General features: G+C 62.6%; 6 protein-coding genes and 1 tRNA gene. 3 read left to right on the forward strand and 4 right to left on the reverse strand.

The genetic code is table 11. From position 1 onward, the window contains the following. Nucleotides 1–104 precede the first annotated feature (104 nt). Nucleotides 105–2,504: a lytic transglycosylase domain-containing protein gene (locus ACV1FX_RS30385; RefSeq protein WP_473121257.1), complete on the forward strand. Its 2,400-nt coding sequence runs from the start codon at nt 105–107 to the stop codon at nt 2,502–2,504. 582 nt (nt 2,505–3,086) lie between these two features. Further along, nucleotides 3,087–3,359 carry a DUF3551 domain-containing protein gene (locus ACV1FX_RS30390; protein WP_473121232.1) on the forward strand — a complete coding sequence of 91 codons (273 nt, stop codon included), beginning with the start codon at nt 3,087–3,089 and terminating at the stop codon, nt 3,357–3,359. Nucleotides 3,360–3,412: 53 nt separating this feature from the next. Here ACV1FX_RS30390 and ACV1FX_RS30395 read toward each other — a convergent pair whose 3' ends face one another. The 4 genes from ACV1FX_RS30395 to ACV1FX_RS30410 all read right to left on the reverse strand — a co-directional run bounded on the left by ACV1FX_RS30395 (nt 3,413) and on the right by ACV1FX_RS30410 (nt 8,864). Next, nucleotides 3,413–3,724 (reverse strand): DUF3551 domain-containing protein, encoded by a 312-nt coding sequence (locus ACV1FX_RS30395; RefSeq protein ID WP_473121233.1) that lies wholly within the window; start codon nt 3,722–3,724, stop codon nt 3,413–3,415. Nucleotides 3,725–3,869: 145 nt separating this feature from the next. Beyond that, entirely contained in the window at nt 3,870–6,476 is a 2,607-nt protein-coding gene (locus ACV1FX_RS30400) for a tetratricopeptide repeat protein (protein ID WP_473121234.1), read from the reverse strand. A gap of 183 nt (nt 6,477–6,659) precedes the next feature. Then, on the reverse strand, nt 6,660–8,153 hold the full coding sequence (locus ACV1FX_RS30405; protein ID WP_473121235.1) for a porin: 1,494 nt from the start codon (nt 8,151–8,153) through the stop codon (nt 6,660–6,662). A 617-nt stretch (nt 8,154–8,770) separates the two neighbouring features. After that, nucleotides 8,771–8,864: transfer RNA gene (locus tag ACV1FX_RS30410), tRNA-Ser, on the reverse strand. A 407-nt stretch (nt 8,865–9,271) separates the two neighbouring features. On the opposite strand from ACV1FX_RS30410, the gene ACV1FX_RS30415 reads away from it, so the two are divergent. After that, complete coding sequence (locus ACV1FX_RS30415) at nt 9,272–11,158, forward strand: O-linked N-acetylglucosamine transferase, SPINDLY family protein (protein WP_473121236.1); 1,887 nt, start codon at nt 9,272–9,274, stop codon at nt 11,156–11,158. Nucleotides 11,159–11,283: the final 125 nt, after the last annotated feature.

Below are 11,283 nucleotides of genomic sequence, written 5' to 3' on the forward strand. Positions count from 1 at the left end.
AATACAGCTAGGTCTTGAGCCACTTGAACGATTCGGGGCGACGAAACGCCGTGACCTCCACCGCCCGTGCCGCATGGCGATCCACTGGTCTGATCATGTGCCTGATGGCAGGGCTCTCGGTCGGCTGCGCCGCCCTGGCCAAATCCAACGACACGACCGCAGAAGGCGTGAAGGAAACGGCCAAGCCTGACACCAAGGATACCACGAAGGGACCCGCCAAAGGATCGACCAAGGGAACCGGCAAGGAGACGGGCAAGGACGCAGCCAAGGAGAGCAATAAGGGGACGAGCAAGGGCGCAGCAGTCTCTCCCGCCAAGGACGCCGCGAAGAAGCCGGCCAAGGATGCCGGCAAGGACCTCGGTAAAGACTCTGGCAAGGACAAGCCCAAGCCCGCGGCAACGGCCGCCGCGCCGAAATCACAGCCGGCCGCCAACGGCTCTCACCCCAAGGCCGCACCCGCGCCGGCCGTGACGGCCACCGTCAGGCCTGCCGCCGCGGTCCCCAAACCGATCGCAGCTCCCGTACTCGCTCCGGCGACCCGCCAGCACGCCGCACCGCGCAAGCCCGTCATGCCGGCCGCGGTCGCTGCGACCTCGTCGACCTCGCAGGCCGACAAGGATACGCTCGAGAACGTCATCGAGCTCGTGCGCAAGCGCAGGCCGGGCGATGCCACCGACAACGCGGCCACGATCTCGGATCCGGTCGCGCGGAAGCTCGCCGAATGGATCATCCTGCGCAGCGACGACAATGGCGCCAGCGTCGAGCGCTATCGCGCCTTCATCAGCGCCAATCCGAGCTGGCCATCGCAGACCTTCCTGCGCCGCCGGCTCGAAGCCGCGCTCTGGGACGACCGGCGCGACGATTCAGTCGCCTGGTCATGGTTCGAGAATGAATCCCCGGTCTCCGCCAAGGGCCGCTTCTCGCTCGCCAGGGCGATGCTGGCGCGCGGCGACCGCGCCAATGCCGAGCGCCTCGTGCGCGAGGCCTGGCGCAGCGACCCGATGTCGGAAGAGACGGAGAACAACGCGCTCGACCAGTTCGGCGCGCTGCTCACGCCGGGCGATCAGAAGGCCCGGATGGACACGCTGCTCTATGGCAGCGAGCACGAGGCCGCGCTGCGCGCTGCCAAGCGGCTCGGCGCCGGCTATGTCGCGCTCGCCAAGGCCCGTATCGCCTCCTTCAAGAAGGCGCCCAACACGCGCGCGCTGCTCGAAGAGGTGCCGCGCGAGCTGCACAGCGATCCCGGCTTCGTCTTCAGCAAGATCCAGCTCCTGCGCCGCGAGGAGAAGTTTGCGGAAGCCGCCCAGCTCATGCTGTCGGCGCCGAAGGATCCGAACCGGCTCTACAATCTCGACGAATGGTGGATCGAGCGACGCCTGCTGGCGCGCAAAATGATCGACACCGAGGAATTTCGCAGTGCCTATCTGATCGCGCGCGATGCCGCCCTGCCCTCGCGCGACATCTACAAGACCGAGCAGGAATTCACCGCGGGCTGGATCGCGCTGCGCTTCCTGGGCGATCCCGCGGCCGCCGCCCAGCACTTTGCCCGTATCGGCGTCGGCAGCGTCAACCCGACCACGCTGGCGCGCGCCGGCTATTGGCAGGGCCGCGCGGCGGAAGCCATGGGCCGCCAGCAGGAAGCGCGCAATGCCTTTGCCCGCGCGGCCGAGCAGTCGACGAGCTATTATGGCCAGCTTGCGCGGGCAAAACTCGGCCTGCCGCAGATCGAGCTCAACAGTGCGCCGCGCGGCCGCAGCGCCGAGCGGCTGGAGATCGTGCGCGCGGCGCAACTGCTCTACGAGCTCGATGAGCGCGAGATCGCGGTCCCGATGCTCGCCGACATGGGCGAGAACGGCGACCCCGAAGCGCTTGCCGGCCTCGGCGAGCTGACCCAGCGCTACGGCGACGCCCGCGGCATGCTGCTGGTCGGCAAGGCAGCGCTCAACCGCGGACTGCCTTTCGACTTCTACGCCTATCCGGTCAACGGCATCCCGCAGTTCAGCCAGATCGGGCCCGAGGTGGAGCGCAGCATCGTCTACGCGATCGCGCGGCAGGAAAGCGCGTTCAATCCGGCGGTGGTCTCGCCCGCCCAGGCCTACGGGCTGATGCAGGTGACGCCGGACGCCGCGCGCTATGTCTGCAAGCGGCACGGCGCGACCTACGACCTGTCGCGGCTGAAGAACGATTCGGTCTACAACGCTACGCTTGGCGCGGCCGAGCTCGGCGGCCTGCTGGAGGACTACCGCGGCTCCTACATCATGACCTTCGCCGCCTATAATGCCGGCCGCGGCAGCGTGAAGAAATGGGTCGAGCGCTACGGCGATCCGCGCGAATCCAAGATCGACGCGGTTGACTGGGTGGAGCTGATCCCGTTCTCCGAAACGCGCAACTACGTGCAGCGCATCATGGAGAACCTTCAGGTTTATCGCGCGCGCTTCGGCGGCGGAACGCGGCTGCAAATCGAGGCCGACCTGCGCAGAGGAACGACCGGCAGCGTCGAATAACTGCTCCGCGGGTTGAGCCTGTTCCCTTCATTCGGCACCGCATCAAGCGGGCGACAACTCCCATTGCCCGCTTAGGAACGTGTTCGTCCGCGACTCATTAGCCTGCCGTCAAACCAACAGGAGTACGGCATGCGGAATAAGGTCTTCACGGCGATGGTTGCGGCATTGCTTGCCAGCGCGTCGATCGCTCCGGCGTTAGCTCAAGGGGCCGGGAGTGGCGGGTCCGGAGGTGCTGGTGGAACAGGTTCGGCCGGCACCGGCGCAGGCGGCACCGGAGGCGGCGCTAACACTGGCGGAATGGGTACGAGCGGGACCACCGGCAGTTCGGCAAGCAGCGGAACATCCAACTCCGCAGGCGGATCTCAACATCCGGGTCCGAAGCGGGACAGGTACTCCCGTCCAAGATAACCCACAAGATAACCCATCGAAGCTGGAAACGAGAATGAGCGGAGGGCTTCGTGGTTTACCGCCCTCCGCCTCTCCAGACGCGGTTCAAGGAGAGCTGCCAAGCCGGCGGCACCGCCATATAATTGGCAGCGCTGCGCGTCGAATTGGTCGGCGCTGCGGACCAGGAGGCGTGCCATGTCTCGCGTGACCTGCGCATTGGTATCGATGGCCCTGATCCTGTCAGGTATCGCGATCGATAGCTCGACGGCGCACGCCAAGAAACGCCCCCATTCGGCACCCGAGGCGGTCGCGCAGGATCGCTATTGTCTGCAAGGACGGCGCTGGGGGTATCCAGGCAATTGTCAATTTGCCACTTACAGCCAATGCATGGCGACTGCGTCGGGCACGATAGATGCTTGCGGCCTCAATCCCACCTACGCCTTCCAGGAATGGAAGGGACCCAGGTGATTGCTCGCGGCGAGGCTTGGTGAGCCATGCCGGCCAACCCGCGCGTTCCTTGGTCACCAGGTCCGGTACGGAGCTTGCCTGCCGGGAGCCCGCGCAGCACCCGTCGTGGTCGACTGCGACCAGTACGGATTGTCCATGCACATCGCCGACAATCCAGCCGCCGCCGCCTTGCACGCCTCCCAGGACGGATAGTTGCAGTACATCGTACTGCTGCCACCCCACTCCCACTTCTGGAGGCAGACGGGGAATCTGGGATCGTAGCGTTCAGCCATGGCTGGCACAGGAGCGAGGATCGTAGTGCCGGCGATGACGGCCGCGCCAAGCACGCCCATCAGCACTGTCTTCGAAATTGTTTTGCCGATCACGCTTGAATACTCCAATACCGCGCTGTCACGCGCGAGAGAGCCGTTCGTCCGAAACAATATACGCCGCGACGCGCAAAGAAAAACCTGCGCGGTTAGTCGCAATCGGAGCGAGATCAACCGGCCGCTTGCGGCGCGCAGCTGCCCGTCAAGCCCCCGACGAAATCTCGATATGGTCCGGCGATAGTCCAGTCTGATACCGCCGATACATGGCTTCGAAGGCCGCCTCCATATGTCGCGCGAACAAAGGCGTGTCGAACACCGGTGTCGTGAGGCGGCGAGCCTCAAGCCTTTCTTTGATGCCTCGCAGCTTCTGCGGATCAAGAGCCAATTCTACCGCGCGTTCCTCGTACTCTTCACGGGACCGCGTGATCAGTTCGGGAATTCCTAACCCTGTGAGCAGACTTGCCGCAACCCGCCCAGCAAACGCTTGCCCCATCAGCGTCAGCAGCGGCAGACCAGCCCAGAGGGCGTCGCTCGCCGTGGTGTGCGCGTTATAGGGCAGCGCGTCGAGGAAAAGCCCTGCCAGCCGATGTCTCGCCAAATGATCGGCGGTCGATGCGACGCGCGTCGCAAAGACCAGACGATCAGGATCAACACCGCTGGCTTCGGCTTCTCTTCTCAAATTGTTTTGCACGACCTCTGGAGCACCAGAAAGCCAGACAACGGATCCCTCAACTCTTTTCAGAATACGCATCCAGCTCCGGAACGTCGCTGGATTGAGCTTGTAGGCGTTGTTGAAGCAGCAAAAGACGAAGCCGTCAGCCGGCAGCCCCTGCTCTCGTCTGTCCACTGCGACAGACGATACCTCTCGTTGTTTGGCGTCGTGAGGCATGAAACAATGAGGCAGGTAGACAACCTTCTCCGAAAACTGCCTTCGGTCTTCTGCCGGGATGACTGTTGCGTCCGCGATCACGTAGTCCAGCAATCCATCGCCAGCGGTACCCGCAAATCCGAGATAGTTTACGAGAATGGGGGCGGGCCGCTGTGCCAGAACGCCGAGCCGCGCTCCCAACGTGTGTCCCATCAAATCGACCAGAATATCGATCCTGGCCGCCTTGATGCGGCCGATGATCTCATCATCGCTGCACGCATGGAGGTCGTTGAATTGGTCGAAAGCGACCTCGAGCCGCGCACGCACGTCGCTGTCGTCGGCCGGTCCGATCGAAAACGCATGCGTTTCAAATCGGCCGCGGTCGTGGGCCTCGAAGAGACCCGCGGCCAGATAGCTGACCGGATGGGCACGAAAATCTGCCGACAAATAGCCCACTCGAATCTTGTCGGCCTGCGCCGGAACAGCATCCGATTGCTCGCGCGGGGTGATACGAAGGAGCCTGCCGATCCAAAAGTCTGCACTTCGACGTTGATCTTCCGACAATTCGGCAATCGAGAGCAACGCAAAGGGCTGACAGCCCCCCTCTCCTGCGCGAATGGCCTCGATCATGCGCGTCTTTTCGGCTTCCAGGTTCGCCCAGTTGCAGCAATTGAGCTTCGCATAAAGCCTTGCACCTTCAATGCCCGGCAAGTCGCGATCCAACGCAAACGCCTTGTCGAAGGCCGCGAATGCTTCGTCATGACGACGAAGATCAGCGAATACGTTCCCTCGTCCAAACCAGGCTTCCGCCAGGTAGGGCTTGAGGGACAATGCCTTGTCATAGCTTTCGACCGCTTCCTTATATCGCTTCAGGTCGGCAAACAGATTACCTCGGCCAAGCCAGGCTTCCGCCAAATCGGGCGTGATGGAGATTGCCTTCTCGTAAGCAGCCAGCGCGTCGTCATGGCGGCGCAGCTCAATGAAGACATTGCCTCGACCGAGCCATGATCCGGCCAAGTCGGATTTGATGGCGAGTGCCTTCTCATAGATGGCCAGAGCTTCTTCATAGCGCTTGAGGCCGGTGAAAACATTTCCGCGGCCAATCAGGGCCTCTACGGAGTCCGGCTTGATCGAGAGAGTTTTCTCATAGGCCGAGAGCGCCTCGTCATAACGTTTGAGATCCGTGAAGGCATTGCCCCGCCCAAGCCAGGCAGCGGCCGAGTCCGCCGCGATGCCCAGCACCCTGTCATACGCGGCAAGCGCGTCCGCATGGCGCCTGACTTCGTTCAGAACATTTGCTCGACCGAGCCAGGCCTCAGTCAGGTCAGGCCTCATGGAAAGTGCCCTGTCAAAGGCAATAAGGGCATCATCGTGTCGCTTGAGGCGTGCCAGCGCGGTGCCGCAACCGATCCAGGCTTCGGTCAGGTCGGGCCTTATGGAAAGCGCCCTCTCGCAGGTCGCCAAAGCCTGTTCGTAACGACCGAGCTCGAGCAGTGATTTGCCCTTGTTCGCATGCGGCTCGGCGTAATTCCGATCGAGGGCTATCGATCTGTCGAAGTCGGACAATGCCGCTTCATAGTCCCCCAGATCATTGCAGACTGCACCGCGGTTATTCCAGCTCTCCCGCACATTTGGATTGATCTGCAGAGCTTTCGTGAACTGCTCATAGGCCACCCGGGGCTTGTTGAGCTGCTTTGCGATCAGTCCGTAGTTGTAGAAGGAAACATCGGAGCCCTGATTGAGCTTGACCGCTCGCGCGATGAGCGGCTCGGCCTCGGCGAACCGGCTAGCGTTCATGAGAACCACGGTGAGCAGGTTGAGCGAGGGAACATGCGACGGCTCGAACTTGATGACGCGCCGGAATCCTTCCTCGGCCTTTTTGAAATTGCGGGCGTTGAGCGCCGAGAGCGCTTCGTTGAAGATTGCTGCGACGTTTTTCATTGCGGGGGAAGCACCCTCTCAGCACTCACGTTTCGGCACCATGCAGGCCGTCCTGCTTGGAGGCACGGGCCAATACTTCAGGTATCCGTTCGACCGAACGGATAGTGCAACGGCCCAAAAAAGCAAAACCCCCGGCGGTTTCCCGCCGGGGGTCCTGTTACATCCGTCGTCAGACGAATGATATCAGAAGTTGCGCTGAGCGCGGAGGAGCAAGCTGACCGAGTTCTGGTCCTTCAGCTCATACACGGCTGCCGGCTTGGCGGCGGCCGCAATGCCCGGGCTCGCGATGGCGCCGGAGTACTTCTGGTCCAGATGGGTCCAGTTCACGTCAGCCGTGAAGGCCAGGTTCTTGACCGGGGTCCACACGGTGTTGACACCGATAACCGCGAAGTTGAAGTCCGGGTTACAGGTCGAACCGGCCACGGCGATTGCCGCGAAGTTCGTGCAGATCAGGGCCTTGCCCGTATCGCCGTACTTCAGCTGAGCATAGCCACCGTAGATGGCGCTCGCCCAGTTCGGGTTCCAGTTGTGGGTGTAGCCACCGCGGAAGCCCCAGGTCTTGACGGTGTCGATGCCACCGCCGAGGCCGAAGACGCCGTCAGCAATGCCGGCGATACCGACGCTCTGATACGCGCCAGCCAGACCGGTGCCGCTGAACATGAAGAAGCTCTGCGGGAACAGGCTCTGGAAGTTGTAGCGGCTTGCACCATCCGTGTAGACGGCCTGCATGTTGATCGAGTCGCCCGGACCAGTCGGGATGTTCTTGATCGACAACGAACCCTGGACAGCCCAGCCCCACTTGTCGCCGGGGTGACCGGTGAGTTCAGTGGCGCCGTAGTACGCGGGATGCATGTCATGCGCCGCGACCGAGATCTGAGCCAGACCCCAGGCCTGATCGACGCGAACCGCACCGACGATGTCGGGAACGCGCGTTCCACCCCAATCGTTGTTGCCATACTGGCCCTGCACGAACGCAGCGGCAGCGGCAGACGCCGAGGTGAAGCCGTTGACGTTCCAGAGGTTCGACTGGCCGTTGGCCGAGGTCGTCTCATCCTGCACCGCGATCGAACCGGTGATGCCCTGGCCGAAATCAGCCGTGTAGGCAACCTGGTTCACGCCGGTGACGTGGTTGGAACCGCCCGGAATGGTATCGGGACCGCCAGCCGGATAGCTCTGCCACGGAGCGTCGAAGATCGAGACCGTACGGCCGAAGGTGAAGCCGGCGAACTGGATGAACGCGTGGTAGAGGCCGAGCGAGGCCGAACCGGTCGAGAACGTCGACGGGTTGCTGCCGGTGACCGCGGTCGTATCCCAGCTGAAGACCATATCGGCGTAGGTGCGAACCACGCCATACTCGGTCGCCGTGCGGGTATCGACCGTGAAGTCCATACGAGCGCGGCCGCCCCAGTAGTTCGTCAGACGGTTGTTCGAACCCTGGTTCGCGCCTTGCGCGAAACCATAGTCGCCACCGAGGGCCCAGGCATCGGCGCGCAGATAGCCGCCGAACTTGATGCAGGTGTCAGTGCCCGGCATGTAGTAGAAACCGGCACCGTACAGGGAGCAGATCTTCACGTATTCGACCGCCTTGGCCTTTACGGGGAGATCGGCTGCCTGCGCTCCGCCCACGGCGATCAGACCCGCCGCTGAGCCGAGCAAAAGGCTCTTAACCAACTTCATGTTAAACCTCCAAGTTGCTCTTCAGGGAAGGTCACTGACCGGACGGCCAATTCCCCATTCCCGTTCTAAATCACCGCTAGAGCCTCTCCGCGCCTTCGGACACACCCGCATGAACGCGAGGGACTTAAGCGAAAGACCTAAACGGGACGACCTTGGGATGCCCCCCTCCGTCGCTCGATCACAATTACCGAACGTCCTTGCACACACAACAAAAGAACGCTCCGAACCGGCCCTACAAAGCGCGTTTTCCGACGGGTGTTGCACAAAAAGCACGCAGATGTGATCGCGCCGCATTTGTAAGTAATTGTTTTCCATATTCTTTTCGAGACGGTTCCAAACGCCGTCAAAATTCCTGCCTTGAAGTGGCGCGCGCGCCCTCTCTCCTGTGACGCTCTTGCGAGGCGCTCGAATCGAGGAATCGGCAGCAGAATCGGAAGAATGCTGGATGATCGCGCCAGCGCGCCTGGAGACCGCTGGAGACACCGCCTTTGACGAGACGACGCCGATTCTGCGGACCACCGCGCCCGGCGCGATTCAGCGTGAGGGGCGAACCGCCAGCCTCTGATGCCAGCCTTTATATTGTGCGGGGATTGGAAGCGCGCGCCAGACTTCACGGCTGGCGGAGACGGAGGGATTCGAACCCTCGATAGGCCTTTACAAGCCTATAACGGTTTAGCAAACCGCCGCCTTCAGCCACTCGGCCACGTCTCCAGTGATGCCGGGTATGCCCGACCCGGCGGCGGGCCGCAAGCGGCAGAATTGCGGCTGGCGGGTTTCTTTACACATGAAAGCTTTGACATCGACGGAAGCCACGCAGGGCTCGGGCCTGGCCGACGACCGGAGCGCCGGCTGGCCGTCGCCGGCCGTCGCGCGCGTTAGCTTCGGGCCTTGAAGCGCGAACGGCGCAGCGGTTGTCCTTTACCGCAAAAGCGACTAGAGGTTTGGCACCCGTTCGCCGAAGCACAGACCCGTCATCGGTCCAGAAACCCCATCACATGTCGCAGCAAAGCCGCAACAAGGGAGCTTCGGCCCCCTCCTCACTCCGCCCGTCGGCCATTCTGGACCAGGCAATTGCGGCGCACCGTTCGGGCCAGCTGTCGGATGCGGAACGAGCCTACATGACCGTCCTGCGGGGAAGCAGAACGCATCCCGTCGCACTCCATATGCTGGGGCTGTTGCACGCCCAGCGCGGCAATTTCGCGGACGCCGAGCCGTTGCTCAAGAAGGCTGCCCGCGCCGACCCCGGCAATCCCGACGTACTTTTCAACTATGCCAACGTGCTGCGTGCATTGGACAAGACAGACGATGCGCTCGCCTGGCTTGCAAAGGTAATTGCCCTGTCGCCGAACTTCGCCGATGCGCATCTCAATCGCGGAGCGATCCTGCTGGCACGACAGGAGCTTCAAGGCGCCATCGCGGAATTCGATCGCGCCATTGCGATCGCGCCATCGAGCGCAGCGTTCGTAAACCGAGGCAGTGCGCTCCAGCAGCTCGGTCAGCATGATGAAGCGCACGACAGCTACCAACGCGCTGTCGAGCTTGCACCGTCGAATCCACAGTACCATTTCGTCTTGTCTGAGGTCCTCACCCAAATGGGTCGACACGACGAAGCGATCGCAGCGCTCGAAAGAACGGTCGCACTGAACAAGGCCTTCCCGTTCGCGTTGAGCAAGCTCGTTAATTCCAGGCGGAGCCGTGCCGACTGGCGCAGTTTCGAACGTGAACAGGCCGCCCTGGACGAGGCCGCCGAATCCGGCGTGGCGATCGACCCCCTCACCTTCATTCATGCCTCGTCGTCTCCCGCTCACCAATTGACCTGCGCGAAGACATTTGTCGCGAACGTCGCCCCGGAGCGAGGTGCCGCGAGACCCGGAACGCCGTCGCCGGTTTCCAGGCTGCGGGTCGCGTACCTGTCTGCCGATTTTCGCAATCACGCCACCGCGAATTTGATGGCCGGACTGTTCGAGGCGCACGACCGCGACCGCTTCGACGTCAGCGCCATCTCCTACGGACCGGATGACCGCAGCAAGATGCGCGATCGCCTGAAGGCAGCATTCGAACGCTTTGAAGACGTCAGCCATCTTGCCGACGAGGACGTGATCAAGCTGATACGCCAGCTCGACATCGAGGTCCTCGTCGATCTCGGAGGCTTCACCGCCGGTGCGCGGCCGAAAATCCTTGCGCGCCGGGCGGCTCCCATTCAGGTCAACTATCTCGGCTTTCCCGGCACGATGGGCGCGTCATATATCGACTACGTCGTGGCCGATCGGATCGTCATCCCTGAAGGAGAGCAAAAGTATTACGCCGAGAAGGTGATCTATCTCCCCGACACCTATCAGGCGACCGACGCGAGGCGACCGCTCCTGCCAAATGTACCTGCCCGGAGCGAGGTCGGACTGCCGGACGATGCATTCGTCTACTGCGCGTTCAACAGAACATCCAAGATCACGCCCCCGCTGTTCGATGTCTGGATGAGGCTGCTGACCAAGACCGCCGGCAGCGTCCTTTGGCTGCTTGATTGGGACCCGATCGCCAGGGAGAATCTGAGGCGTGAAGCCGGTGCGCGCGGCATCGCCGCCGAGAGGATCGTGTTCGCCCCACTCGTCCCTGCCGACGAACACTTGGCGCGCCACCAGCTCGCCGATCTGTTCCTGGATACCCTGCCCTACAACGCCCATACCTCGGCTAGCGACGCCCTTTGGGCTGGCTTGCCGGTCCTGACCTGCCTCGGCACCGCCTTTGCGGGACGTGTTGCAGCCAGCCTCCTGAATGCTGTCGGCCTTCCCGAGCTGGTGACGCGATCGCTGAACGAATATGAGAATTTAGCGCTTCGGATCGCACACGATTCCGAACTTCGAACCGCCCTCGAGACCAAGCTGGCGACGCAACGGTCCACTCGGCCTCTCTTCGACACTGCTCGCATGACGCGACACGTCGAAAAGGCCTTCGATGAAATGTGGCGCCGGCACCGTGCTGGCGAAGCGCCGGCCTCGTTTGCCGTCTAAATCTCATCATGGGGGCGCATCGGCGCAATCGCGCCGATCGGCCAAAGCTCGGTTCCCGGTCAGTGCGCGGTAACCCAGTCCCGCGCCTTCATGCTGCGCGGCCGCGATCTCGGGCGTCGATATTG

The sequence above is a fragment of the Bradyrhizobium ingae genome, from assembly GCF_055791185.1.